This is a genomic window from Microbacterium sp. 01T413_2 (genome assembly GCF_056398985.1).
Window position 1 is genome coordinate 11,627 of sequence record NZ_JBFTQL010000008.1, and the last position, 26,265, is coordinate 37,891.

Consider the following 26,265-nt stretch of genomic DNA (forward strand, 5'->3'; position numbering starts at 1 on the left):
CACAGAGGATCCGGCCGCGCTGTTGTGCCTCTCATCCAACGGACGTGGAAGCCCCGGCGCTAGTGTGGAACCCGTGACGGACACGCCTGACCTCTACACGACCGCCGGCAAGATCGCCGACCTCCGCGCCCGCTACGACGAGGCCGTCGTCGCGGCCGAGGCGAAGGCGAAGGAGAAGCAGCACGCCAAGGGCAAGATGACCGCCCGCGAGCGCATCGAACTGCTGGTCGATCCGGGTAGCTTCGTCGAGTTCGACGAGTACGTGCGGCACCGCACGACCGCGTTCGGCATGGACAAGAACCGCCCTTACGGCGACTCCGTCGTCACCGGCGTCGGGACCATCAACGGTCGCACCGTGGCGGTGTACTCCCAGGACTTCACCACCTTCGGCGGCTCGCTGGGCGAGGTCTCCGGCGACAAGATCATCAAGATCATGGAGTTCGCCCTGCGCAGCGGCGTGCCGATCATCGGCATCCTCGACTCGGGCGGCGCGCGCATTCAGGAGGGCGTCCTCGCGCTCAGCAAGTACGGCGAGATCTTCCGGGCCAACACCCGCTCCTCCGGCGTGATCCCGCAGATCTCGATCATCATGGGCCCGGCCGCCGGCGGCGCCGTGTACGGCCCCGCGCTCACCGACTTCGTGATCATGGTCGACAAGACCAGCCAGATGTTCGTGACCGGCCCTGACGTCATCAAGACCGTGACCGGCGAGGACGTCGGAATGGAGGAGCTCGGCGGCGCCTACACGCACAACACCCGCTCCGGCGTGGCGCACTACCTCGCCGAGGACGAGGATGACGCGATCGACTACGCGCGCACGCTGCTCGGCTTCCTGCCCGACAACAACATGGCCGAGCTGCCGACCTATGAGAGCGGCTTCGAGTTCGAGACGACCGACGCGGACCGCACGCTCAACACGATCATCCCGGACTCGGCCAACCAGCCGTACGACATCCACACCGTTATCGAGCGGGTCGTCGACCACGGCGAGTTCCTCGAGGTGCAGCCGCTGTTCGCCCCGAACATCGTGATCGGCTTCGGCCGCGTCGAGGGCCGTTCGGTCGGCATCATCGCGAACCAGCCGTCGCAGATGGCCGGCACCCTGAACATCGAGGCCGGCGAGAAGGCCAGCCGCTTCGTGCGCTTCTGCGACGCGTTCTCGATCCCGATCGTCACCCTCGTCGATGTGCCCGGCTACCTGCCCGGCACCGACCAGGAGTGGACCGGCGTGATCCGCCGCGGCGCCAAGCTCATCTACGCCTACGCCGAGGCCACCGTGCCGCTCGTGACCGTGATCCTGCGCAAGGCCTACGGCGGTGCCTACATCGTCATGGGCTCCAAGCAGCTCGGCGCCGACGTGAACCTCGCCTGGCCGACGGCCGAGATCGCCGTCATGGGCGGCCAGGGTGCGGTGAACATCCTCTACCGCGGCGAGATCAAGCGCGCCGAGGAAGCAGGCGAGGACGTCGCCGCCGTGCGCACCCGCCTGGCCAACGAGTACACCTACAACGTCACCAGCCCGTTCCTCGCTGCCGAGCGCGGCGAGATCGACGGTGTCATCGAGCCGGCCAACACCCGCGTCTCGATCGCGAAGGCGCTGCGGGCGCTGCGCGGCAAGCGCGCCGAGTTGCCCCCGAAGAAGCACGGGAACATCCCGCTGTGAGCGCGGAGGACGCCGCAGACGCGGTCGAGATCCAGGTGCTGCGCGGCTCCGCCACCGAGGAGGAGCTCGCCGCTCTCATCGCCGTGCTGTCCGAGGCGTTCGTGGCCGAGGAGGCGGACGCCGTGGCCGCTCAGAAGCCCGTCTCGGTCTGGGGACGCAATCAGCGCGCGCTGCGCGCGCCGCTGCGACGAGACGTGCCGTGGGGGCGTTTCTCGGGCTGAGGATCGACGCCGATTCGCGGCGTCTCCCGGGGCTCCGCGACGGGATATTCACCTCCGTCTGGATTTGTCCCCCAAAATACCTACAGACATCCCCCTTGCGACCCGGAAGACTCTTTCTTGCAACGCTTCGCGTTCGACCGGATCTCTGCCACAGGGTAGGCAGACGATCTCCGGTCTTTGCGGAACGGTTTTCGGGTAACTGTTCCGCCCCTGGCGGGGGGTGGGCGGCTTCGCCGCCCCCCGCCCTTCCTTTTCTGTCGGGTCGTCGAGCGTCTTCAGCTCTCGGGCGTACGCGGGATCTCATGCCACAGCTCGACCGAGTCCTCGTCGGAGGACTCCCCCGCGGCCGAGCGACCGACCACGGTGACCGCGATACGCGCATCCCTGGGGGCGCGGATGATGAGCCGCGCCGAGGAGGAGTCCGCGAGCACATCCGCCAGCTCCTCGCGGATCTGGCCCTTGGTATGTTCGTCGAGGCCGTCCAGCCCGCCGTCGTCGAAAACTGTGACGGCGGCCCCGCGTGCGCGCGCCGTCTCGATCGCTGCGCGGGCGCGCTCGTTGAGCAGCTCACCGCCGCGGATCTCGTCCCTCAGCCGCCCCTCCGACAGGTGCGCCTCCTGCCGCTCCTCGACCGAAAGATCACCCCGAGTCGCGATTACGCGGGAGAGGATGGGCCCCGCGACCGCCAGTGCGTACTGGACGCGCTCGCGACGCTCGCGCTGACGGACGGTCTGCGTCGCCTGCCAGGCCGACGCGGCCTGCTGTATTCCGGCCAGGCGGTCGGTGTCGCGCACCGCACGCCGCCAGAACGCGACCAGCAGCTGGGCGATCACCATCCACACCGTGGATCCGACCAGGCCCAGGCCGAGGGAGTCGAGGAACCCGATCCACGCCGTCGAGGCCACGGTGAGCAGCACCAGCACCAGCCATCCGGCGAGGGGGCGACGGCGCACGATGCAGACCACGCCGATCAGTCCGACCGCGCCGATGTACCAGGTCGCGTACGGGGCGCGCAGCGTGCTCGCGTCCAGGCCGAAGTTGCTCAGCTGCGGGATCGCGGCCGCCGCGAGCAGCGCCAGGGCCGCCGCCCAGCGCGGCATGCGCACAGCCTGACCTGCGCCGACGATCGCGACGACGGCGATCGCGGCGAGGTAGATCGCCACGGCGAGCAGCACCAGCAGCGGTCGCGGCGGCATCACGGTCCACCACAACGCCCGTGCGGAGAAGTAGCAGGCGAACACGAGCGCGAGCGCGGTCGCGACGATGCGGACGGTCAGCCTCATGTCCGCGACCAGCCCAGTGTGACGATCGTGCCGTGGCGGTCGGATTCGATCGTGGCGACGCCGCCGACAGCGGCCATCCTCGCGAGGATCGACGCGCGGATCCCGAGCCGGTCCGCACCGACCTGCGCCGGATCGAATCCGCTCCCGGTGTCGCTCACCTTGACGGTGAGACCGGTGTCGCCATGTCCCTCGACGACCACGGCGAGACCTCGTGCGGAGGCGTGCGACACGGCGTTGCCGATCGCCTGCCGCGCGGCGAGGGCCATCGCACGCGCCACGCGGTCGGGCACGGCGCCATGGCCGAACTGTTCGACCCCGATCGTCAGTCCCATCTGCGTCACGGCGTGGCGCAGATCCTCTGCGAGGAGTTCGACCTGCACCGGCTCGTCGCTGCCCTCCTGCGCCGGTGCCTCCGCGTTCGCGAGCCGGGTGAGGGCCTCACGCGCCATGTCCACGGCGAGCGCGCGCTCGCGTTCGGTCGTCGCGCGCTCGGCGGCGATCAGCGCGGCCAGCACGCTGTCGTGCATGAGGGCTGCCACCGCGACGCGTTCGTGCTCGACCGCCTCTGCGGAGGCGGCCTCGGTGTAGAGCGCGACCGCACGCCCTCGCGCGTCGTCGACGCCGTTCGCGACCGAGCGGAACATCCAGCCCAGAGCGACCAGCACCAGCCCGAGGATCAGCGTGAACGACACGTCGAACGCCGTGACGATCCAGAAGTCGGCTCCGAACCCGCCCTGCACGAGTCGCACCGTGCCGTAGATGAACGGGCCCACGAGCGCCCACAGCACCTGCACGCCGAGGGGGAAGGCCACGACCGCCGCCACACCGGCGACGTTGACGAGGAAGAAGATCCACGGCTGATCCGACGGAACGACGTTCTTGTGCGTCGCCACGAACGGCCACAGCAGAAGGTCGACGAGATACGCGACGAAGAAGATCCCGGCCGTGAGCCGCACCCCGCGACCCAGCGTGCAGCACACGAGCATCGCGAGCCAGGGCACGAACACCAGAGCCATCATCGCGATGTGCGGCACATCCACGACCTGCAGCTTGAGGAGCGCGTTCACGAGCGCCTGGGTGCCGAGCGCGAGCGCGCCGACGCCGACGACGATCGCGATGATGCGCTCCATCCGCCGTCCGGCGAAGCGCTCCAGCTCCTGCCCGACCTCGCCGGGCGTGGGGATCTTCTCCCATGCCTCCCGGAGGCCCTGATCCGCCGACACGCGCTCAGCCCCTCGGCTGCGACGTCGGCGTCGACGCCGTGCTCACGGGAGCGAGTCCGCTCGGTTCAGGCGACACCCTGCGGATCCTCCTGCGCCGCCTCCACGATGCCGTCCTCCATCGCGCGCCGCAGCAGGTCGACCTTGGTGGGCGCCGGTCGCCCGACCTCCACGTACTTCACGCGGATGCGGGTGATGTTCTCCTTGGCCGTCGAATAGGCCACGCCGAGGCGCTCGGCGACGACCTTCAGGGGCAGTCCCGTCGCATACAGACGGAGCACCTCGCGCTCGCGCGTGGACAGCTGCGCGTCCGCGAACGCCGTGTCACCGTCGACCGCGTTCGCCCACTCCACATTGTTCAGCGCCTCGCCGCGCGCGACCGTCCGGACGGCGGCGATCACGTCGTCCAGCGGGGAGGACTTGCTGATCACGCCGGCGGCTCCCGCGGCGAGCGCCTCACGCACGGAAACCGGGCGGTCGGCGACGCTGTGGATGACCACGCTGGATCCGTCGACGACGAGGCGGGTGACGTTCTCCGTCACGGTGGTGCCGTCGCCCAGGGTGAGATCGAGCACCACCACATCGGCGGGCGCGACGCCCGCACGGCTTCGCGCGTCGAGATACTCGGCGACGCCTGCACCCGCGAAGACCACGTCGAAGGACGCCCGCTCGAGCGCGGCGGCGAGTCCCAGGCGAACGGACTCGTGATCGTCGATCAGGGCTACACTGCTCACGGTCTCACCTTAGCCCGTGGTCCGGCGAGCGACGCCCCCATCGTGCGCTCGACGACATCGCGCCGAGACGGCTCACCGCGTGAGAAGCGCCACCGTCTCCAGATGGTGCGAATGCGGGAACAGGTCGAAGGCGCGCAGCGCGCGCGGCTCGAACCCGAGAGCACGGAACGTGGCGAGGTCCCTGGCGAGTGCGACCGGGTCGCAGGCGACGTAGGCGATGGCCGCCGGATCCAGCGCGGCGACATCCTCCACGACCGCGCGTCCGGCCCCCGAGCGGGGCGGATCCAGGATCACGGCGCCTCCAGCGACGCCCTGCGACCCCGCGTCGCCCGCACGCAGGAATCCATCCACGCGCGCGGTGACCGCCTGCACGCCGAGGTCGCGCAGGTTCGCGGCCGCGTGCCGGGTCGCGCGAGGAGAGGATTCGACGGTGGTGATCCGGTGCGCGCCGAGTCGCGCCAGGGTGGCAGAGAACAGGCCGACGCCGCCATACAGGTCGAGGTGCGCCGAGTCGGGATCGACGTGCCCGGCGAGCAGCTCGGCGACGGCCCCGTCGAGGAGCGCCGCCGCAGCCGGATGGATCTGCCAGAAGCCGTCGGCATCGAGCGTGAAGGAGCGCTCGCCGACCCGCTCGACGATGGTCTCCGGCGCCGGGCGCCTCGGCCCGCGCCGGCCCCGCCGGCCGTGCGCGACGCGCTCGACCTCGGCGCGGAGCACGCGGCGCACTTCGCCGTCGGCGGGCTCGATGAGCTCGATCCGGCCCTCGGGGAGCCCGCGCAGCTCACGTGCCGCCGCGTCGATCGCGGGTCGGGCGAGCACGTGCTCGGCGACCGGCACCACCCGGTGGCTGCGCGCCGCGAACGGACCGACCCGTCCCTGGTCATCGACGTGCAGGGTGACCCGCGTGCGCCAGTTCTCGTCGGTTCCGGTACCCGCGACCTCGGGCGCTTCGATCCCCCCGCCGGCGAACCGATCCAGCGCCTCCTGCAGCACCTGGCGCTTCAGCACGCGCTGGTGCGCGATCGCGATGTGCCCGAGGTCGGCGCCGCCCGGGCGCTGCTCGGGGGCGCGCGACACGTCGGCCTCCGCCCACACGTGCGGGCGCCGGTGCTGGGACGGCTCGAGCACCTCGATCGTCTCGGCGCGCCAGAACGAGCGCGAGTCGGCGGTCCCTGAACCGCTCGAAGGGTCGGTCAGACGCGCGCGCACCCGTTCTCCGGGGATCGCGTCCGAGACGAACACCACGCGCCCCTCATGCCGGGCGATGAAGACGCCGCCGTGGGCGATGGCGGTCACGTCGAGATCGAGAAGGGCGCCCTCGGACGCTGCGGTCCCTGAGCCTGTCGAAGGGTCGGTCACCTCTCGATCATCCCAGACCTCCGCGACCGGCCCGCCGTCGGATCCCGATCCGGCGCACCGCTAGCGTGGTCTCATGCGCGTGTGCCTCGCCTCCACCTCGCCCGCTCGGCTCGCTCTTCTCCGGCAGAGCGGCATCGAGCCGTTGAGCATGAGCCCCGATGTCGACGAGGATGCGGTCGCCGCCGCGGAAGCGGAGCGGCTCGGCCGGCGCCTGTCCCCCGAGGAGGTCGTGCTGCTGCTGGGACGTGCGAAGGCGGCCGAGGTGGCCGCACGCATCCACGATGAGCATCCCGATTTCGAGGGCATCGTGATCGGCGGCGACTCCATGTTCGAGCTCGACGGCGATGTGCACGGCAAACCGCACACGCCGGAGCGCGCGATCGCGCGCTGGCACGCGATGCGCGGCCGCACCGGCGTGCTGCACTCGGGGCACAGCGTCTTCCTGGTGCGCCCGGGCGAGCGCGCCGAAGAGGCCTACGGGGTCGCGGAGGCCGCCGTCACGTTCGCCGCCGACGTCGACGACGCGGAGATCGAGCGGTACGTCGCCACCGGGGAGCCGCTGCTGGTCGCGGGCGCCTTCACGGTCGACAGCCTCGGTGGCGCCTTCATCGAGCGGGTGGACGGCGACCCGTCCACGGTCGTCGGCATGTCGCTGTCGACGCTGCGCCACCTCATCGGACGGCTCGGGATCCGCTGGACCGATCTGTGGAACGCGGTGCCGCCCTCCGCGTGACTCCGTCCGCGCCTCCGCGTGACTCCGTCCGCGGCGGATCCGAGGCTCCGTCTCGGACGGATCCGGTTCGTAGGATCCGAGACGCGTTCCGCGCCGATTCTTGTGGAGAGTCGTCAAAAATATCGGCGGCCGTGTCGATAGGCTGGCAATCATGCCTGCCATCGCCAAGGTGCTCGTCGCCAACCGCGGCGAGATCGCCGTCCGCATCATCCGCGCCGCGCGCGACTCCGGTCTCTCCTCCGTCGCCGTCTACGCGGACCAGGACCGGGACGCCATGCACACCCGGCTCGCCGACGAGGCCTACGCCCTCGACGGCTCCACGAGCGCCGACACCTACCTGCAGATCGACAAGATCCTCTCGGTGGCCCGCCGCGCCGGCGCCGACGCGGTGCACCCCGGCTACGGCTTCCTCGCCGAGAACGCCGAGTTCGCCCGTGCCGTGATCGGCGCAGGCATGGTCTGGATCGGTCCCTCGCCGGAGGCGATCGAGGCGCTGGGCGACAAGGTCACCGCGCGCCACGTCGCGGAGAAGGTCGGCGCCCCCCTCGCCCCCGGCACCCCCGGTCCGGTCGAGACGGCCGCCGAGGTCGTCGCGTTCGCCGAGCAGGTGGGTCTGCCCATCGCGATCAAGGCGGCGTACGGCGGCGGCGGACGCGGCCTCAAGGTCGCGCGCGAGCTCGACGAGGTCGCGGAACTGTTCGAATCCGCGACCCGCGAAGCCGTCGCCGCCTTCGGGCGCGGCGAGTGCTTCGTGGAGAAGTACCTCGACAAGCCCCGGCACGTCGAGACCCAGTGCCTCGCCGACGCCGAAGGCAACGTCGTCGTCATCTCGACCCGCGACTGCTCCCTGCAGCGCCGGCACCAGAAGCTCGTCGAGGAGGCGCCCGCGCCCTTCCTCACGGACGAGCAGAACGCGCTGCTGTACTCCGCGTCCAAGGCGATCCTCAAGGAGGTCGGCTACGTCGGCGCCGGCACGTGCGAGTTCCTCATCGGCGCCGACGGCACGGTCTCGTTCCTCGAGGTGAACACCCGCCTGCAGGTGGAGCACCCGGTCTCCGAGGAGGTCACCGGGATCGACCTCGTCCGTGAGCAGTTCCGCATCGCGGCCGGCGGCACCATCGACTACGACGACCCGACCCCTCAGGGCCACTCGATCGAGTTCCGGATCAACGGCGAGGACCCCGGCCGGGGCTTCCTGCCGCAGCCGGGGCCCGTGCACGTGTTCAAGACCTTCGGCGGTCCCGGCATCCGCCTCGACTCCGGCGTGACCGCGGGCGACGTCGTCTCCGGCGCGTTCGACTCGCTGCTCGCGAAGATCATCGTGACCGGCAAGGACCGCGCTGAAGCACTGGAGCGCTCGCGTCGCGCGCTCGACGAGTTCGAGGTCTCGGGCCTGCCGACCGTGCTGCCCTTCCACCGCAAGGTCGTGAACGACCCCGCCTTCACCGCCGAGGACGGCCGCTTCGGCGTCTACACGCGCTGGATCGAGACGGAGTTCGTCAACGACATCCCGGCGTGGGATGGCGAGCTCGAGGCCGCGGCCGAGCCGAAGGGCCGCCACACGGTCGTCGTCGAGGTCGCCGGCAAGCGCCTCGAGGTGAGCCTGCCCGACCGCGTCGCCGCCTCCGTCGTGGGCACGGGCGGACGCCCGGCCGCGGTGCCGCCGTCGCGGCGCAGCCACGCCAAGACCGTGAACGCCGGCGCCTCGGGCGATGCGGTGAAGTCGCCCATGCAGGCCACGGTCGTCAAGGTAGCCGTCGAGGAGGGCCAGCAGGTCGTCAAGGGCGACCTCGTGGTCGTGCTCGAGGCGATGAAGATGGAGCAGCCGCTGCAGGCGCACAAGGACGGCGTCATCGGCAACATCAACGCCGACGCCGGTGCGACCGTGTCGGCCGGACACCAGCTCCTCACGATCAGCTGATCAGATCCGCAGAACGAAGAAGCGGCGCTCCCCGGAAGGGGGCGCCGCTTCTTCGCGTCGGGATCACTTCGCGATGTAGACCTGGTGCATCGCGCGGGTGGCGTCGGTGATGCTGCTCGTGATGGACGGGTACGCCGCGAACACGCGGGAAACCTGGTCGACGTTGAGACGGCGCTCGACGGCGATCGCGAGCGGGTAGATCAGCTCGGAGGCGCGCGGCGCGACGATCACGGCGCCGATCACGGTGCCGGATCCCTTGCGCGCGATGATCTTCACGAAGCCGTCGCGGATCCCCTGCATCTTGGCGCGCGGGTTCGCGGCGAGCGGCAGCTTGTAGGCGATGCCGTCGGCCACGCCGTCCTCGATGTCCTTCTCGGAGAAGCCGATCGTGGCGATCTCCGGCGCGGTGAAGATGTTCGCGGTGATCTTGAGCTTCTCCAGCGGGATCACGATGTCGCCGAGTGCGTGGAACACCGCGGTGCGGCCCTGCATCGAGGCGACCGAGGCGAGCGGGAAGAAGTTGGTGCAGTCGCCCACGGCGTAGATGTTGGAGACCGAGGTGCGCGCCACCCGGTTGACCCGGATATGACCCGATTCGGTGAGCTCGACCCCCACGTCCTCCAGGCCGATGCCCGCGGTGTTCGGAATGGATCCGACAGCCATGAGGCAGTGGCTGCCGTCGACGGTGCGACCGTCCGACAGCGTCACGGTGACACCGTTCGCGGTGCGCTCGACCTTGTCGGCACGGGACTTGGACAGCACCTGCATGCCGCCGCGCTTGAAGACCTTCTCGAGCACGTGCGCCGCGTCCTGGTCCTCGCCCGGCAGCACCTGGTCGCGGCTGGAGATCAGGGTGACCTTGGCGCCCAGGTTCATGTACGCCGATGCGAACTCGGCACCCGTGACGCCCGATCCGACCACGATGAGGTGCTCGGGCAGCGTCTTCATGTCGTACAGCTGCGTCCAGGTGAGGATCCGCTCGCCGTCGGGCTTGGCGGAATCGAGCTCGCGCGGTGCAGCGCCCACGGCGACGATGAGGGTGTCGGCCTCGATGCGGTCGAACTCCGTGCCGTCGACCGAGGTGGAGACGACGATCGCGTTCGGGCCGTCCAGGCGGCCGTGGCCCGACAGGATCGTCACGCCGGCGTCGAGCAGCGTCGTGCGCATGTCCTCGGACTGCTGCCCGGCGAGCGCCATCAGCCGCTTGTTCACGGCGGCGAGGTTGATCGCGACCTGCGGCTTGAGCGGCTTGCCCTCCGCGCCCTTCGCGTAGAACTGCACCCCGAGGTCGCTGGCCTCGCTGATCGCGACGGCCGCGTCAGCGGTGGCGATCAGGCTCTTGGAGGGGACCACGTCGGTGAGCACCGCGGATCCGCCCACGCCGACCCGCTCCACGAGCGTCACTTCCGCACCGAGCTGTGCTGCGGCGAGCGCCGCCTCGTAACCGCCGGGACCGCCGCCGAGGACGGCCACACGCTGAGAGCGCTCGAACATCAAGGTCATGGGTTCCATTCTTCCGCATCCGCCGCGCCGCCGGGATCAGCCTGTCCCGCACGGGGTGAGCGTTCCGACGCCGTTCGCCTCTCGTTCCGCGCCGTCGGAGACCCTGAGCACCCGAGAGCGCGGCTCCCGCTCTTCCGCGCTCACCTCGCTCGGGCAGCGCACGGGGCCGTATCCTCGTTCTCATGGCTGACTGGAACCACCCCCTCGACGACCCGAGTGCCGACCCCTTCGCGATCGCTGCAGAGGCCGCCTCCGACATCCACCGGCTTACGGGAGTCGAACGCCACGACATCGCCGTCACGCTCGGATCCGGCTGGGGCAAGGCCGCCGAGCTGATCGGCGAGACGATCGCCACCATCCCCGCCACCGAGGTCACGGGCTTCTCCAAGCCCGCGCTCGAGGGGCACGTCGGGACCCTCCGCAGCATCGTCACCCCGGGCGGCAAGAACGTGCTCGTGATCGGCGCACGCACGCATTACTACGAAGGCCATGGCGTGCGCCGGGTCGTGCACAGCGTGCGCACCGCCGCCGCCACCGGGGCGAAGACCATGGTGCTCACCAACGGCGCCGGCGGCATCCGCGAGACCTGGAAGCCGGGGCAGCCGGTGCTGATCAGCGACCACCTCAACCTCACCGCCGACTCGCCGCTCGAGGGCGCGACCTTCATCGACCTCACGGATCTGTACAGCGCGCGGCTGCGCGACCTCGCCCGCACGATCGATCCGAGCCTGGACGAGGGCGTCTACACGCAGTTCCGCGGCCCGCACTACGAGACCCCGGCCGAGGTGCAGATGGCGAAGACCATCGGTGGCCACATCGTCGGCATGTCCACCGCGCTCGAGGCGATCGCCGCGCGGCAGGCCGGCATGGAGATCCTCGGCTTCTCGCTCATCACCAACCTCGCCGCCGGCATCCAGAAGACCCCGCTCAGCCATGCCGAGGTGATCGAGGCGGGCCGCGAGGCCGAGCCCGTCATCTCGGATCTGCTGGCCCGCGTGATCGGGGCGCTGTGAGCGGGCAGGAGGCGGCGCTGCTCACGCAGGCGCGCGCCTGGCTGCGCCAGGATCCGGATCCGGAGACCCGCGACGAGCTGGCCGGCCTGATCACGCGTGCCGGATCCGGTGACGAGGCGGCGCTCGGCGACCTCGCCGACCGCTTCTCGGCGCGTCTCGCATTCGGCACCGCGGGCCTGCGCGGCGAGCTCGCCGCGGGCTCCAACCGGATGAACCGCGTGCTCGTGGCGCAGGCCGCCGCCGGCTTCGCCGCGTATCTGCGGGAAAAGGCGCCCGGCACGGCACCCACCGTCGTGATCGGGTACGACGGACGCAAGAACTCGCGCGTCTTCGCGAAGGACTCGGCCGAGATCTTCGCCGGCGCAGGGCTGCGCGCGATCCTGCTGCCACGCTTGCTGCCGACCCCGGTGCTCGCGTTCGCCGTGCGCCACCTCGGCGCCGACGCCGGTGTCATGGTGACCGCGAGCCACAATCCCCCCAATGACAACGGCTACAAGGTCTACCTCGGCGGCGCGGACCAGGGCTCGCAGATCGTCTCGCCGGCCGACGCCGAGATCGCCGCGCACATCCAGCAGGTGGCGGATCGAGGCGATGCCCTGAGCATCCCGCGCTCCACGGCATACGAGACCGCCGGTGAGGGGATCCTCGACGCGTACGTCGCCGCGACCGCCGCGGTGGCCCCTGCTCCGGTCGGCACCGCGGGACTGCGCTGGGTCTACACCGCGATGCACGGGGTGGGCTGGGAGACGTTCTCCCGCATCATCGGCGAAGCGGGCTACCCGGCGCCGTGGACCGTGAGCGAACAGCGCGATCCTGATCCGACGTTCCGCACGGTCTCCTTCCCCAACCCGGAGGAGCCCGGCGCCATGGACCTCGCGTTCGCGAAGGCGCGCACGCTGGGCGCCGAGCTCGTGATCGCGAACGACCCCGATGCGGACCGGCTGGCCGTCGGCATCCCGGACCCGGCTGCCGAGGGCGGCTGGCGCCGCCTCACCGGCAACGAAGTCGGTCTGCTGCTGGGCTGGCGTGCCGCTCGCGCCGCCACGGCGGAGGGTCCGGCCGCCCCGGGGACATCACTGGCGTGCTCGCTCGTGTCCTCCCCCGCACTCGGCGCGGTCGCGGCGCACTACGGACTGGACTTCCACGAGACGCTCACCGGTTTCAAGTGGATCTCGCGCGCCCCGGGCATCGCGTTCGGCTACGAGGAGGCCCTGGGCTACCTCGTGAACCCCGAGACGGTGCGCGACAAGGACGGCATCTCCGCCGCGGTGGCTCTGCTCGGCCTCGCCGCGGAGGCGCGCGGACGCGAGGCGACACTCGCCGACCTGCTGGAGGAGGTGGCGGCCGAGGTGGGTCATTACGCCAGCGGTCAGGTCTCGATCCGCGTCGATGACGTCGCCGTGATCGGCCGGATCATGGCCGCGCTGCGGCAGGATCCGCCCACCGCCTTCGGCGAGACCGCGATCTCGTCGGTCGAGGACCTCCTCACGGCCGCCGAGGGCGCTCCCGCCGGCGATGTGCTGCGCTACCGCCTTGCCGACGGCTCCCGCGTGATCGTGCGCCCGAGCGGCACCGAGCCCAAGCTCAAGGTCTACATCGACGCTCGGGCGGACTCCGCCGATGCCGCCCGCGACGCGGTGGCGGGTCTCGATGCCGCGATCCGCGACCTGCTGGCCCGGCTCAGCTGACCGCGCTCGGTGGTCGACGGCTGAACGCCGATATCGGTTCAGCCGTCGATCACCGCGACGAGCTCATCCAGGAAGCCCGCGAAAGACCCTCCCCTTCGGACGATCCGCTGCACGCTGTCGCCCTCGCCGAACACCTCGACGAGTTGCTCGAACACGGTCTGGAACGCGTCGCGGTCCTGCTCGCTGAACGCGGCGAGCGCGACGACCTGCACCCGCCCGCTCCCCCATGCGACCGAGCCCGCGGCGACGCCGACCGCGATCGCGGTGCGCTGCGCGGTCATCTGCAGGGCGTGGGGAACCGCGAGCGCATCGCTGAACGCGGTCGATGAGAGCCTCTCCCGCTGGATCGTGTTCTCGATGTAGTCCTCGCCGATCAGGCCCGCATCGACCAGCCGGCCGCCCAACAGCCGGATGATCGCCTCCTCTCCGGTGTCCGGCAGAGGATGCACATATGCATCCTCGGAGAAGTAGCGGGACAGCTCTTCGCGGAGGCGCGCCAGCCGACGCGCGCGCCGCAGCCGCGCGGCCGCCTGCTGCACGCGCTCCACATCGGTCTCCGTGAGGAACGGCTGGATCAGCACCACCCGATCGGCCGCCGCCGGGAGCGGAACGGTGCTGAGCACCAGATCGCTGTCGATCTCGGATTCACGCGGATCCACCGCCGTGATCACCCGCACCACCTCGATCCCCTGACCGAGCGAGTGGTCGACGCGGGAGCGCAGCACCTCGTGCAGCTCGTAGTAGCCGGGACAGACGATCGTTGCCGTCAGGAGGGTCTCCGCCCGGCGACTGCGCTCCAGCCGGCCGCCGATGTGCATCGCCACGTATGCGATCTCGTCGTCGTCGGCACGGAGTCCGAGTCGTTCCTGCAGCCCGCTGACCACCGAGACGGCGACGTCGAAGATCATCGGGTACGCCGCCTTCAACGACCGGGTCAGGGGGTTGCGCGCACGCGACTCCTCCTGCGCGCGCCGGAGCAGGTTCTGCACGTGCAGGGCGAGGCGCAGGATGAACGCGTCGTCCACCAGGTCCACCTGATAGTCCGACGACGCCTGCACGACCTCGGCGCGCACCGCCGCCTCGACCTCCGCGTCGAGCCCTGCGCGCGCGAGATTCGCCAGATCCGCGCCGCCCGGCGTGACGATCCGGGTGAGCACGAGGCGGGCGAGGTGCGTGAGATCCCCCGCGCCCAGCGCGATCCCGAGCTGTTCACGCGACAGCCTCTGGATCGCGTCCGAGACGGTCCCCATCGCGGAATCGGCGGCGTCCGCGCGGTCCGCCCCCTCCAGCTCACGACCCGAGGCGACGCGATCCGCGGCGATGGCGATGTGCAGCAGCACATCCGCGATCGCAAGCTCGTTGACGTAGTAGCCGAGTCCGCCCAGCGCCGCGACCAGCGCGTCCTTGAAGGGGGCCACCGACTCCGGCGGGATGGCGCCCCCGGCGAGCGCGAGGCGGAACGGGTCCACCGGGAAGTCCGCCGCGTCCATCTCGTCGTGCGCGAGCCTGCTCAGCAGCCGGCGCTGGTCGCGCTCCGCACCCCGCAGCCGCACGACGTCCCTGTCGCGCTCCAGGGTCAGGCGCGTCCCCTCCAGCAGCGAGCGGACCCGGACCAGGTCGGCCTCGAGCGTCGCCTCGCTGACGTGCAGACGATCGGCGGTGTCGAAGACGTCGATCCCGGCCTCGTCGTCGAGCAGCGCGCGGACCAGTCCATGCAACCGCGCCCGCGGCGTCGAGTCCGCCCCCGCCTTGGCGGCGAGTGCAGCCCGCGCCGAGGCGCCGGCACGGTAGCCCGCCGCACCCGAGATGACGGCATCGCCGTCCGGCACACGCGCATTGAGGGCGGTCACGTACGCGCGGATGCTGCGGGGCGTGACGCCGAGCAGATCGGCCAATCTCGGACCGGTCATCCACGAGTCCTCGCGCAGCAGCACACTCAGCAGCCGGTCCTGCCGTCGAGTAGACACCCGTTGTCCCTTCACCGTCCCCCGCGCACCGCACGGTCATCCTCATGATGCCAGCATCGGGACCGTCGGGCTCGGGTGCCCTCGTTCCGCCCGGGCGGAAGAGATCCTGGTGGCGGCGGTTCTAGCCCGCGTCGAACAATGACGGCAGGAGGAACGAATCGATGAGGATCCAGGTCATCTGCGGCGCGGGTGCATCCAGTACCTTCGTGGCCGCACGACTCCGCCGCGCGGCACTCGCCGCGGGCTCCGGTTGGGAGGTCGCCGCGGCGCCCGTCGACGGCGCGGATCCGTTCGCCGACCTCATCCTGCTGGGACCTCACATCGCCGCGCTCGCGGAGGAGATCGGCCGGAGGGCGCCCCGCGCCCGGGTCGTCGTGCTTCCCGAGGACGCCTTCACCGACCTCGACGGCAGCCGCATCCACGCGTTCGTGGTCGCCGCCGACTCCGCACCGAAAGGAACGCCATGACCGCTCTGTCCCGCACCGTCCGCATCGGCTCCTCACACGGGCTGCACGCCCGTCCCGCGAAGATCTTCGCGCAGGCCGCGAAGGAGACCGGCATTCCGGTGACGATCGCGAAAGACGCCGGCAAAGCGGTCAACGCCGCCAGCATCCTCGGCGTCATCGCACTCGGCCTCGAGCAGGGCGACTATGCCACCCTCTCCGCCGAAGGCGATGGCGCGGAGGCCGCCCTCGACAGGCTCGCCGAGCTGCTCGTCACCGACCACGACGAGGGCACGGTCTGATGGCCATCCTCCGCGGGGTCGGGATCGGCCAGGGCGTCGCGACGGGCCCCGTCCGACGGATGGCCGAGCCCCTGCCCGCCCCGGAGAACACGCCGAGCGGCGTCGGCGCCGAGGTCGAGCGCGCCAGGGTCGCAGAGGCGATCTCGTACGTCGCCGCCGATCTGAACCGGCGCGCCGAGGCCGTCGACGGCACCGCGCGCGAGGTTCTCGAGGCGCAGGCGATGATCGCCGAGGATCCGACGCTCGCCGACGAGGTCGAGGAGCGGGTCGCTGCAGGAGCCACTGCCGAGTGGGCCGTGCACGATGCGTTCGCGGGCTTCCGCGCCTCGCTCGAGGCTGTCGGCGGCTACCTCGGCGAACGCGCCGCCGACCTCGACGACATCGCCCAGCGCGTTCTGGCGCGCCTGCGCGGGGTCCCGGCCCCCGGCGTCCCGGAACCCGGTCACCCCTTCGTCCTCGTCGCGCGCGACCTCGCCCCTGCCGATACGGCGCTGCTTGACCTGGACCAGGTGCTCGCGCTCATCACGACGGATGGCGGCCCGACCTCGCACACCGCGATCCTGGCCCGCGAGAAGGGCATCGTCGCCCTCGTCGGTGCGGTCGACGCGGTCTCCCTCGCCGACGACGAGACGGTGATCGTGGATGCCGCGGCGGGCACGGTGGTCACCGGCCCGAGTGCCGAGGAGCTCGCGCGCGCCGCCGAGCGCGCGGCCGAGCGGAAGGCCGTGGATGCTGCACCGGCCTCGCCCGGCGCACTCGCCGACGGCACCCCGATCGCACTGCTCGCGAACCTCGGAAAGCCCGGCGACGCCGTGGACGCTGCGGCCAGGGGCGCGGAGGGGGTCGGCCTGTTCCGCACCGAGTTCCTGTTCCTCTCGGCGACGCACGCGCCCACCGTATCGGTGCAGCGAGAGGCCTACCGCGAGCTCCTCGCGGCCTTCCCGGGTCGCAAGGTCGTCGTGCGCGTGCTCGATGCAGGTGCGGACAAGCCTCTGCCCTTCCTCAACGACGCGCACGAGGAGAACCCGGCCCTCGGCCTCAGGGGGCTTCGCGCACTCCGCGCCAGCGAGGACATCCTGCGCGAGCAGCTGACCGCCCTCGCGGAGGCGGACGCCGAGACCGAGGCGGATCTCTGGGTCATGGCCCCGATGGTCGCGACTGTCGAGGAGACCGCGTACTTCACGGCGCTCGCCCGCGAGTACGGCCTTCGCACCGCTGGCATCATGGTCGAGGTCCCCTCCTCCGCGCTCCTCGCCGACCGTCTGCTCGCCCACGCGGACTTCGCCTCCATCGGGACGAACGACCTGACGCAGTACACGATGGCCGCCGATCGCCTGCTCGGCTCCGTGGCCTCGTTCCAGGATCCCTGGCACCCTGCCGTACTGCGCCTCGTCGCCGAGGTCGGCCGCGCCGGCCGCGAGCTCGGAAAGCCCGTCGGGGTCTGCGGCGAGGCCGCCGCCGACCCCCTGCTCGCCGTGGTGCTCGTCGGCCTCGGCGTCGGATCCCTGTCGATGGCGCCCTCGGCACTCGCCGATGTCCGCCGCGCCCTGGCAGAGCGGACGCTCGACGACGCCCGGCGCATCGCCGCAGCCGCCCTGGCCGCGGACGACGCGACATCCGCTCGTGCGGCCGCTCACGCCGCAGGCTGAACCCCTCCCGCAGCAATCCCCCCACACACACAGAAAGTCACATCATGACGACGACGTCAACAACTGCCAAGCAGCCGGGATCCGCGCGCGTCGCGGTCCAGCGCTTCGGCACCTTCCTCTCCGGCATGATCATGCCGAACATCCCCGCGTTCATCGCGTGGGGCTTCATCACCTCGTTCTTCATCGCCGTGGGCTGGCTGGGCAACTGGCATCCCGTCGCCGACATGCTCGGTGGATTCGGAGACGTCAGCAAGGTTGGCTGGCAGCATGCGATGACCACCCTCGCGCAGGATCCCGACGGCAAGACGTTCAGCCAGTACGTGGGTCTGGTGGGGCCGATGATCACCTACCTGCTGCCGCTGCTGATCGCCAACACCGGCGGACGGATGGTCTACCGCGAGCGCGGCGGCGTGGTCGCCACGATCGCGACCATGGGCGTGATCGTGGGCACCACGATCCCGATGTTCCTCGGCGCGATGATCATGGGGCCGCTGGCCGGCTGGATCACCAAGCAGATGGACCGGCTCTGGGACGGCAAGATCCGGCCCGGATTCGAGATGCTCGTGAACAACTTCTCGGCGGGCATCCTCGGCATGATCCTCGCAATCGCCGGCTTCTTCGGATTCGGTCCCGTGATCTCCGCGGTCAGCGCGTTCCTCGGAACGATCGTGGCCTGGCTGGTCGCGAACGGCCTGCTCCCCCTGCTCTCGATCATCGTCGAGCCCGCCAAGGTGCTGTTCCTGAACAACGCGATCAACCACGGTGTGTTCACGCCGCTGGGGATCCAGCAGGCGAGCCAGGCCGGGAAGTCGATCCTGTTCCTCATCGAGGCGAACCCCGGCCCGGGACTCGGCATCCTGCTGGCCTTCACCTTCTTCGGCATCGGCGAGGCGAAGGCGACCGCGCCGGGCGCGATCATCATCCAGTTCTTCGGCGGCATCCACGAGATCTACTTCCCGTACGTGCTCATGAAGCCGATCCTGCTCGTGGCCGCGATCGCCGGAGGCATGACCGGCGTGGCGACGAACGCGATCTTCGGCGGCGGTCTGAAGTTCCCCGCCGCACCGGGATCGATCATCGCCGTCACGCTCGCCGCCGCTCCGGCCGGGGTCGGGAATCTGCTCGTCGTGTATCTGTCCGTCGTGCTCGCGGCCACGGTCTCGTTCCTGGTCTCGGCCGTGTTCCTGCTGCGCACCCGTCGTCGTGATCTCGCCACCGAGGGCGCCGGCGATCTCGCCGCGGCGATCGCGCAGACCGAGGCGAACAAGGGCAAGGAGTCGGCAGCGCTCGCGGGACTGCGCCAGCAGACCGCGTCCGCGCCGTCCGCCGTCGCCACGAATCGCCGGATCTCCACCATCGTCTTCGCGTGCGACGCCGGCATGGGCTCCTCCGCGATGGGCGCGAGCGTGCTGCGCAACAAGTTCAAGAAGGCCGGCATCGCCGACGTCGATGTCGCGAACAAGGCCATCGCGAACCTCGACGGCACGGAGGACCTCATCGTCACCCAGCAGCAGCTGACCGACCGCGCCAGGGCGCGCAACGGCGATGCGACGCACGTCTCCGTCGACAACTTCATGAACTCGCCGAAGTACGACGAGGTCGTCGAGCTCGTCCGCAAGCAGCACGACGGCGACGCCTGATCCCGACCGCGAGAACCGAACGAGAGGAATCCCGAGATGAGCATCCTGACCCCCGATCGCGTCCGTATCCACACCGGTTCCGCCACCCAGGAGGAGGCGCTGCAGGAGGCGGCGGGCCTCCTGGTCGCGGCCGGCGCGGTGACGCCCGCCTACCTCGACGCCATGCGGCAGCGCGAGCAGACCGTGTCGACGTACATGGGCAATGGACTCGCCATCCCGCACGGCACGAACGAGGCCAAGAACGAGATCCTCGCCTCCGCGCTCTGCGTCGTGCGCTACGACGGCGGCGTGGACTGGGCAGGAGACCCCGCGACGTTCGTGATCGGCATCGCCGGGCGCGGCGACGAGCACCTGGAGATCCTGTCGCAGATCGCGATCCTGTTCTCCGACGAGGATGACGTCGCCCGCCTCACCGCCGCAGGGTCCGCAGAAGAGCTGTACGGCATGCTCGCGGAGGTGAACGGCTGATGCCCGTCGCGGTGCACTTCGGCGCGGGCAACATTGGCCGCGGCTTCGTCGGCCTGCTGCTGCACGAGGGCGGGTACGACCTGGTGTTCTCGGACGTGGCCGCCGATCTCGTGAACGCGATCAACGCGGCGCCGGAGTACACCGTGCACGAGGCGGGTCCCGGGGGCGTCGACCACGTCGTCACGGGCTACCGTGCGGTCGACAGCCGCACCGATCCCGAGGCGGCGGCCTCCGCCGTCGCGACCGCCGACGTCGTCACGACCGCGGTCGGGGTGACCGTACTGCGGTTCGTAGCGCCGACGATCGTGTCGGGGCTGCGACTGCGCGATGCGGGCCGGGCTCCGCTGCAGATCATGGCGTGCGAGAACGCGATCGGCGCCACCGATCTGCTGCGCACGGAGATCGCCACCGCGGCGGGCGAGGACGCACCCGCCCTCCTCGCCCGCGCGGTCTTCGCGAACACCGCCGTCGACAGGATCGTCCCGGCGCAGGCGCCCGGTCAGGGCGTGGACGTGACGGTCGAGCCCTACTTCGAGTGGGCCATCGAGAGCGGGCCGTTCGGCGACGACCCGCCGCACATCCCGGGCGCCCATCTCGTGGCCGATCTCGCCCCGTACATCGAGCGCAAACTGTTCACCGTCAACACGGGTCACGCCGCGACCGCGTACTTCGGCGAGCGCGCCGGCGCGATCACGATCGCCGAGGCACTCGAGGATCCCGCGACCGCAGCGGCCGTCGATGCGGCGCTGCAGGAGACGTCGAGCGTGCTGTCCGCGGTGCACGGGCTGGATCCGGCCGAGCTCGCCGAGTACCGCGCGAAGATCCTGGACCGGTTCCGCAACCCCCTCCTCCCCGATACGGTGCGCCGGGTCGGCCGGCAGCCGCTGCGCAAGCTCTCCCGGCACGAGCGGTTCATCGGCCCGGCGGCACAGGCCGCCGAGCGCGGCCTCGGCACGGCGGCGCTCGTCGCCGCGGTCGGCGCCGCGCTCTCCTTCGACGCGCCCGAGGACGAGGAGGCCGTTCGGCTGCAGGAGCTGCTGCGCACCCTGGACGCCGACGCTTTCACCGTCGAGGTGACCGGTCTCGACGCCGGGCATCCGTTGTTCGCAGCCGTGCGCGACGAGGTCGCCCGTCACCAGGACCGGTAGCAACAGCGCCCTGCGGTCCGGGACAGATCTCGCCGCCGGATACGCTCGAGCCATGGACTTCCTCGCCGCCGTCACCCTCGAGAACGACTTCGTCCGACTGGAGCCGCTCGCCCCCGAGCACGCCGACGATCTCGCCGCCGCGACCGCAGGGCTCGAGGACCGCTGGTATACCTCCGTTCCGTCCGCCGAAGGCGTGCCCACGGAGATCGCCCGTCGCCGCGCGCTGGCCGCCGAGGGCGCCATGAACCCGTTCGCGATCGTGCGGCTGGACACCGGGCGCGCGGTCGGCATGACGACGTTCTGCGACATCGACCAGCCGAACCGCACCGTCGAGATCGGCTACACGTGGCTGTCGCCCGAGGTGCACGGCACGGCCGTGAACCCCTCCGCCAAGCGCCTGCTGCTGGGGCACGCCTTCGAGCACTGCGACGCGATCCGCGTGCAGTTCTGCACGCACTTCCACAACCGGCAGTCCCGCGCGGCGATCGAGCGGCTCGGGGCGAAGCTGGACGGGATCCTGCGCAACCACCGCATCGGGGCCGACGGCGCCTTCCGCGACACGGTGGTGTACTCGATCCTTCCCCACGAGTGGCCCGCGGTCCGTAACAGCCTCGACGCGCGGCTCGATCGTCGGCGCTGAGCACCCGGCACGCCGCGCGCGAATGAGGAGAGCATGACGACGAAGTCATATGCCGTGATCGGCGCCGGCCCCTCCGGACTCGCCGTGATGCGCGCGCTGCAGAAGACCGGCATCGACGCCACAGGATACGAGGCCTCGCATGGCGTCGGCGGGCTCTGGGACATCACGAACCCTCGCAGCACGGTGTACTCCTCGGCGCACCTGATCTCGTCACGCACCACGACGGAGTTCACCGAATTCCCGATGGACAGCGACGTCGACTACCCCGGCCATCGCGTGCTCAAGCGGTACTTCGACGAGTACGCCGACGCCTTCGGGTTGCGTGAGCGGTTCCGGTTCGGCATCAGGGCGGACCGACTAGAGCGCGACGGCGACGGCTGGATCCTGCACGCCACGGCACGGGGCGACGACGGCGGGACCGAGTCCGTCGTCCGGCGCCACGACGGCGTCATCCTCGCGAACGGCACGCTCGCCGCACCGAACGTCCCGGCCTTCCCCGGAGAGTTCACGGGCGAGATCATGCACACCAGCGCCTACAAGGATCCGGCGCAACTCGCCGGCAGGCGGGTGCTCATCATCGGCGCCGGCAACTCCGGCTGCGACATCGCGGTGGACGCCGTGCACCACGCGGCCGGCGTCGACATGAGCGTGCGTCGCGGCTACTACTTCGTGCCGCGCTACCTCTTCGGCCGCCCCAGCGACACCCTCAACCAGGGCAGGCCGCTGCCGGCACGCCTCAAGCAGGCGATCGACTCCCGGGTGCTGCGGGCGTTCACCGGCGACCCCGTGCGCTTCGGCTTCCCCAAGCCCGACTACCGCATCTACGAGTCGCACCCCATCGTGAACACCCTCGTGCTGAACCATCTCGGTCAGGGCGATCTGCGGATCCGCGCAGACGTCGATCGGTTCGACGGACGCACCGTGCGCTTTCGCGACGGCACGGCAGGCGACTACGACCTCGTCCTGCTCGCGACCGGCTACGCCCTGGACTACCCGTTCGTCGACCGGGAGCACCTGAACTGGACGGGTGCCTCGCCCCGGCTGTTCCTGAACGTGTTCCCGCCGTCGTTCAACGGCCTGTACATGATGGGCATGATCGAGGCCAGCGGCATCGGCTGGCAGGGCCGCTACGAGCAGGCCGAGCTGATCGCCGCGTACCTCGCCGCGGAGAGCGCGGATCCGGCCCGCGCTGCGGCGTTCCGGGAGCGGGTCGCGACCGGCTCCTGGCCCGACCTCACCGGCGGATACCGCTACCTCGGACTCGCGCGCATGTCGTATTACGTCAATAAGGACGCCTACCGGCGCGCCGTGCGCACCGAGAAGGCCGCCCTGGCCGACGGCCCGGCGCCGACGGCATCGGGGAGAGCAAGGCGATGACCTTCGAATGTGTCGCTACGCTCTGGGGCATGCACACCACGCGCCGCACGGGATCGCGCACCGGCGATGACTCCCGCAGAGCCGTCCGGGCAGGAGAGTGATGAGACGCGTCATGGTCACCGGCGGCGCCGGCTTCCTCGGCACCAGGGTCACCAGCCTCCTCACCGACCACCCCGATGTCGACGTCGTGATCTGCGGCGACCTCCGCGAATCCGAGGTGCCCGGTGTCGTCTCGGTCTCCGTGGACGTCACGGATCCGCTCGGGCTGCCCGAGCTGCTGCGCCGGCATCGCGTCGACACGGTCGTGCACCTCGCCGCGATCGTCAACCCCGGCCGCGACGTGCAGGGCGAGTTCCGCGTCGACGTCCAGGGCTCCTCCAATGTGCTGGCCGCATGCGTGGAGTCCGGTGTGCGCCGCCTCGTGGTCTCGAGTTCGGGCGCCGCGTACGGGTACCATCCCGACAATCCGGACTGGATCGACGAGACCGACGCGCTGCGCGGCAACGACGAGTTCCCCTATTCGCGGCACAAGCGCATGGTCGAGGAGATGCTCGCGGCTGCGCGCACCACGCATCCGGCGCTGGAGCAGGTCGTCTTCCGGATCGGCACGATCCTGGGACCCACCGTGCGCAACCAGATCACGGCACTGTGGGATGCGAAGCGGATCCTGCACATCGCCGGATCCGACTCCCCCTTCGTGTTCGTCTGGGTCGACGACGTGGCCGCGGCGATGGTGCGTGCGGCGCTGGGCGACGGGCCCGCCGGCATCTACAACGTGGCGGGCGACGGGGCTCTGACCGTGCCGCAGATCGCTCGTCGGCTGCGCAAGCCGCTGCTGACGATCCCGGCGCCGCTTCTGGCGATAGCCCTCGCGGTCGGCGGCGCCCTGCGCCTGACGCAGCACGGTCCGGAGAAGATCCGCTTCCTGCGATACCGGCCGGTGCTGCGCAACGATCGCCTGAAGCACGAGTTCGGCTACACGCCGCGACTCACCTCGGCCGAGGCGTTCGAGGAGTACCTGCGCACGCACCCGGACGTCGTGCACACCGGCTGACCGTCGCCACGCGGCGGCCCTTCAGCCGGTCTTCGTGAACACCCCGAGGCCCGACGGCTGCGGCACCTGCGCGAACTTGTCGAAGTACGCCAGCGTCACGCCGTGCACGGCCCCGCCCGCACGCGTGAACACGGCCGAGGAGAGGGATCCCGGAGGCGCGCCCTCCCCTGTCGGCGCGAACGACAGGGTGTCTCCGTCCCACGGGTCGATGTCGAACGTGTAACCGCCCGTGGGCCCCATCGCCCCGTGCAGCTTTCCGCCGGAGGACGTGATCGTGAGGGTGCCGAGGTACGGGCTCGTGTAGGTGCCGACATAGTCGGCGTCCGGTGCCTGCGGCGCAGCGCCGGCCGGCGGCTTCTCGCCGGCCAGGTCGCCGACAGGAGCGTTGTAATGCGCGAAGACGCCACCGTACGCCTTCACCCAGTCGCGCGTTTGCGCCCCGTAGAGCACATCGTCGAGGAACTGCTGGTTCACCGCCTCCGGCACGCCGATGGGCGCCCCGTTCGTGAGCACGACGATGCCCAGGTCGAGATCCGGGACCATCGCCTCGGCGGTCGCGGTACCGAGCTCGAACCCGCCGGAGTGGCTCAGCACGACCCGTCCGCCGGCGCCCGACCCGACGTTGCTGCCGAATCCGTAGTGCCCGGGCCGCTGGTCGAGCGCGCTGTTCCGGGAGTTCACGATCTGCGCCGAGAACGCCTGGGTGAGCGGCGCGGGATCGATGAAGTCCTTTCCGGCGAGTTTGCCGTCGTCCAGGACCACCGCCATCCACTTGGCCACGTCCCCCGCCGTCGACGCCACGCCGCCGGCCGGCGCCTCCGCATCGGGGTCGCGGTCGAACAGCGGCTCGAAGTCGCCCGCCCCGATCCGCGCGTGCTGCACGGCCCGGTCGCGCGTGGCGAGGAACTCGGCATGCGAGGAGGTGGTGGAGGTCATCCCGAGCGGGTCGAACAGCAGCTCCTTCGCCGTCTGCTCCCAGGTCTCGTGCCGGGAGGCGGCGACGGCCACCGCGCCGGTGGTGAGCCCGAAATTCGAGTACTGGTACGTCGTGCGGAAGGGCGCGAGCGGGATCTGGTTCAGGTGCGCCAGGATGTAGTCGCGGTCGAAGCCGAGATCTTCGAGCTCGTCGCCGCCGCCGGTCGGGATGCCGGTGCGGTGCGCGAAGGCGTCGCCGATCGTCGCGTTCGCCGTGACGTACGGATCGTTGAACGTCATAGACGGCATCAGATCCTTGATCGGGGTGCTCCAGGTGATGCTCGGATCCTCGGTCATCGCCCGCGCGACGATCGTGGCCGAGATCGGCTTCGACATCGACGCGATCATGAACAGTGTGTTGACGTCGACCGGGGCTCCGGTGCGCTTGTCACGCACTCCGAACGCCCCCTCATACACGGTCTTCCCCTTCGAGACCACGGCGACCGTGGCGCCGGGGACACCGGTGCGCTTGAGCGCGTCGGCGACGTGCGCCGGGAGCTTCTTCAGTGCGGCGGCGACGGCGGTCGCGCGATCGGTGTACAGCGGCATCACGTCCTGGTTCGGCGCCGCCCCGGTCTGCACGTGCACCGGCTGTCCGCCCTGCGGCGGCGCCGAGCACCCCGCCACGGCACCGACCATCAGCAGTGTCACCGAGGCGGCGATCAACGGCGATCCCCGGCGCGCAGCACCGGTCCTGTTCCTTGCGGGCGCCATGCCGCTCCTCTTCTCGCGACCCCCCTCGGTGAGGCTAGCGAGCGCGGAACACGCGGGGCAAGATGTCACCGCGTGCTGAGACCGATTCGTTCCCGTCGACTTCCGCCACTTGTCAGGATGCCCGCAGGTCCTGGGCGAACATCACCAGGATGCCGCTGGGTCCGCGGAGGTAGGTCAGCTTGTACACGTCCTGATAGTTCGCCACGCCCCGCAGCGGGAAGCAGCCGTGCCGGGCGGCGATCGCGAGCGCCTCGTCGATGTCGTCGACGGCGAACGCAATGCGGTGCATGCCGATCTCGTTCGGGAGCGTCGGCTCGGTCTCGATCGCGTCGGGGCGGATGTACTCGAACAGCTCCACGCGCCCGTTCCCGTCCGGCGTCTGCAGCACCGCGATCCTCGCGTGATTGCCGTCGAGCCCGACGGCGATGTCTGCCCATTCGCCCGAGACGGTGTCGCGTCCCAGCACGGTGAGGCCGAGGTCGGTGAAGAAGGAGATGGTCGCTTCGAGGTCCCGGACGGCGATGCCGACGTTGTCCATGCGGATGGCCAT

General features: G+C 70.7%; 23 protein-coding genes. 15 read left to right on the forward strand and 8 right to left on the reverse strand.

Annotation, left to right across the window (positions count from 1 at the left end; translation table 11 throughout):
- The first annotated feature begins 64 nt into the window (after positions 1-64).
- Both AC1DMN_RS06525 and AC1DMN_RS06530 read left to right on the forward strand, forming a co-directional pair.
- On the forward strand, positions 65-1,663 hold the full coding sequence (locus AC1DMN_RS06525; protein ID WP_440733310.1) for an acyl-CoA carboxylase subunit beta: 1,599 nt from the start codon (positions 65-67) through the stop codon (positions 1,661-1,663).
- Positions 1,660-1,884 carry an acyl-CoA carboxylase subunit epsilon gene (locus AC1DMN_RS06530; protein ID WP_233310488.1) on the forward strand — a complete coding sequence of 75 codons (225 nt, stop codon included), beginning with the start codon at positions 1,660-1,662 and terminating at the stop codon, positions 1,882-1,884. Before AC1DMN_RS06525 ends, AC1DMN_RS06530 begins: the two co-directional genes overlap by 4 nt.
- 275 nt (positions 1,885-2,159) lie before the next feature.
- Here AC1DMN_RS06530 and AC1DMN_RS06535 read toward each other — a convergent pair whose 3' ends face one another.
- The 4 genes from AC1DMN_RS06535 to AC1DMN_RS06550 form a co-directional block, all read right to left on the reverse strand.
- Positions 2,160-3,167 carry a hypothetical protein gene (locus AC1DMN_RS06535; RefSeq protein WP_440733312.1) on the reverse strand — a complete coding sequence of 336 codons (1,008 nt, stop codon included), beginning with the start codon at positions 3,165-3,167 and terminating at the stop codon, positions 2,160-2,162.
- Positions 3,164-4,390 (reverse strand): sensor histidine kinase, encoded by a 1,227-nt coding sequence (locus tag AC1DMN_RS06540; RefSeq protein ID WP_440733313.1) that lies wholly within the window; start codon positions 4,388-4,390, stop codon positions 3,164-3,166. Before AC1DMN_RS06540 ends, AC1DMN_RS06535 begins: the two co-directional genes overlap by 4 nt.
- 65 nt (positions 4,391-4,455) lie before the next feature.
- Positions 4,456-5,121: a response regulator gene (locus tag AC1DMN_RS06545; RefSeq protein WP_440733314.1), complete on the reverse strand. Its 666-nt coding sequence runs from the start codon at positions 5,119-5,121 to the stop codon at positions 4,456-4,458.
- Between the two features lie 72 nt (positions 5,122-5,193).
- Positions 5,194-6,480 carry a class I SAM-dependent RNA methyltransferase gene (locus tag AC1DMN_RS06550; RefSeq protein ID WP_441977216.1) on the reverse strand — a complete coding sequence of 429 codons (1,287 nt, stop codon included), beginning with the start codon at positions 6,478-6,480 and terminating at the stop codon, positions 5,194-5,196.
- Between the two features lie 73 nt (positions 6,481-6,553).
- Here AC1DMN_RS06550 and AC1DMN_RS06555 point away from each other — a divergent pair, with 73 nt between their 5' ends.
- Together AC1DMN_RS06555 and AC1DMN_RS06560 are read left to right on the forward strand one after the other, a co-directional pair.
- The gene (locus tag AC1DMN_RS06555) at positions 6,554-7,213 is read left to right on the forward strand and encodes a Maf family protein (RefSeq protein ID WP_441977217.1); all 660 of its coding nucleotides are present in this window, start codon (positions 6,554-6,556) and stop codon (positions 7,211-7,213) included.
- 151 nt (positions 7,214-7,364) lie between these two features.
- Complete coding sequence (locus tag AC1DMN_RS06560) at positions 7,365-9,134, forward strand: acetyl/propionyl/methylcrotonyl-CoA carboxylase subunit alpha (RefSeq protein WP_440733317.1); 1,770 nt, start codon at positions 7,365-7,367, stop codon at positions 9,132-9,134.
- Between the two features lie 63 nt (positions 9,135-9,197).
- Here the strand turns inward: AC1DMN_RS06560 and AC1DMN_RS06565 are convergent, their stop codons facing one another.
- Entirely contained in the window at positions 9,198-10,637 is a 1,440-nt protein-coding gene (locus AC1DMN_RS06565) for an NAD(P)H-quinone dehydrogenase (RefSeq protein WP_440733318.1), read from the reverse strand.
- 182 nt (positions 10,638-10,819) lie between these two features.
- On the opposite strand from AC1DMN_RS06565, the gene AC1DMN_RS06570 reads away from it, so the two are divergent.
- Together AC1DMN_RS06570 and AC1DMN_RS06575 are read left to right on the forward strand one after the other, a co-directional pair.
- Positions 10,820-11,650, forward strand: coding sequence for a purine-nucleoside phosphorylase (locus tag AC1DMN_RS06570; RefSeq protein WP_441977219.1), 831 nt, complete (start codon positions 10,820-10,822; stop codon positions 11,648-11,650).
- Complete coding sequence (locus AC1DMN_RS06575; protein WP_477230860.1) at positions 11,647-13,338, forward strand: phospho-sugar mutase; 1,692 nt, start codon at positions 11,647-11,649, stop codon at positions 13,336-13,338. Before AC1DMN_RS06570 ends, AC1DMN_RS06575 begins: the two co-directional genes overlap by 4 nt.
- A 38-nt stretch (positions 13,339-13,376) precedes the next feature.
- Here the strand turns inward: AC1DMN_RS06575 and AC1DMN_RS06580 are convergent, their stop codons facing one another.
- The gene (locus AC1DMN_RS06580; RefSeq protein ID WP_441977220.1) at positions 13,377-15,305 is read right to left on the reverse strand and encodes a BglG family transcription antiterminator; all 1,929 of its coding nucleotides are present in this window, start codon (positions 15,303-15,305) and stop codon (positions 13,377-13,379) included.
- A gap of 161 nt (positions 15,306-15,466) precedes the next feature.
- Between AC1DMN_RS06580 and AC1DMN_RS06585 the strand changes: the two genes are divergently transcribed.
- The 9 genes from AC1DMN_RS06585 (at position 15,467) to AC1DMN_RS06625 (ending at position 24,026) form a co-directional block, all read left to right on the forward strand.
- Complete coding sequence (locus AC1DMN_RS06585) at positions 15,467-15,772, forward strand: PTS sugar transporter subunit IIB (protein ID WP_440733321.1); 306 nt, start codon at positions 15,467-15,469, stop codon at positions 15,770-15,772.
- A complete protein-coding gene (locus tag AC1DMN_RS06590) occupies positions 15,769-16,050 on the forward strand; it encodes an HPr family phosphocarrier protein (protein WP_477230861.1) in 282 nt (93 codons plus the stop codon). Before AC1DMN_RS06585 ends, AC1DMN_RS06590 begins: the two co-directional genes overlap by 4 nt.
- A complete protein-coding gene (ptsP, locus tag AC1DMN_RS06595; protein ID WP_477230862.1) occupies positions 16,050-17,699 on the forward strand; it encodes a phosphoenolpyruvate--protein phosphotransferase in 1,650 nt (549 codons plus the stop codon). The genes AC1DMN_RS06590 and ptsP overlap by 1 nt, the downstream gene beginning before the upstream one ends.
- Positions 17,700-17,743: 44 nt before the next feature.
- Positions 17,744-19,339, forward strand: coding sequence for a PTS mannitol transporter subunit IIBC (locus AC1DMN_RS06600; protein WP_477230863.1), 1,596 nt, complete (start codon positions 17,744-17,746; stop codon positions 19,337-19,339).
- A gap of 36 nt (positions 19,340-19,375) precedes the next feature.
- The gene (locus tag AC1DMN_RS06605; RefSeq protein WP_441977223.1) at positions 19,376-19,807 is read left to right on the forward strand and encodes a PTS mannitol transporter subunit IIA; all 432 of its coding nucleotides are present in this window, start codon (positions 19,376-19,378) and stop codon (positions 19,805-19,807) included.
- On the forward strand, positions 19,807-20,955 hold the full coding sequence (locus AC1DMN_RS06610) for a mannitol-1-phosphate 5-dehydrogenase (protein ID WP_477230864.1): 1,149 nt from the start codon (positions 19,807-19,809) through the stop codon (positions 20,953-20,955). Before AC1DMN_RS06605 ends, AC1DMN_RS06610 begins: the two co-directional genes overlap by 1 nt.
- Positions 20,956-21,007: 52 nt before the next feature.
- On the forward strand, positions 21,008-21,595 hold the full coding sequence (locus tag AC1DMN_RS06615; protein ID WP_477230865.1) for a GNAT family N-acetyltransferase: 588 nt from the start codon (positions 21,008-21,010) through the stop codon (positions 21,593-21,595).
- A gap of 33 nt (positions 21,596-21,628) precedes the next feature.
- Positions 21,629-22,972 (forward strand): flavin-containing monooxygenase, encoded by a 1,344-nt coding sequence (locus tag AC1DMN_RS06620; protein WP_477230866.1) that lies wholly within the window; start codon positions 21,629-21,631, stop codon positions 22,970-22,972.
- A gap of 100 nt (positions 22,973-23,072) precedes the next feature.
- Positions 23,073-24,026, forward strand: a complete 954-nt coding sequence (locus tag AC1DMN_RS06625; RefSeq protein WP_477230867.1) for an NAD-dependent epimerase/dehydratase family protein — start codon at positions 23,073-23,075, stop codon at positions 24,024-24,026.
- 21 nt (positions 24,027-24,047) lie between these two features.
- Here AC1DMN_RS06625 and AC1DMN_RS06630 read toward each other — a convergent pair whose 3' ends face one another.
- Together AC1DMN_RS06630 and AC1DMN_RS06635 are read right to left on the reverse strand one after the other, a co-directional pair.
- Complete coding sequence (locus tag AC1DMN_RS06630; RefSeq protein WP_477230868.1) at positions 24,048-25,715, reverse strand: serine hydrolase; 1,668 nt, start codon at positions 25,713-25,715, stop codon at positions 24,048-24,050.
- 112 nt (positions 25,716-25,827) lie between these two features.
- Positions 25,828-26,265 (reverse strand): VOC family protein, encoded by a 438-nt coding sequence (locus AC1DMN_RS06635; protein ID WP_477230869.1) that lies wholly within the window; start codon positions 26,263-26,265, stop codon positions 25,828-25,830.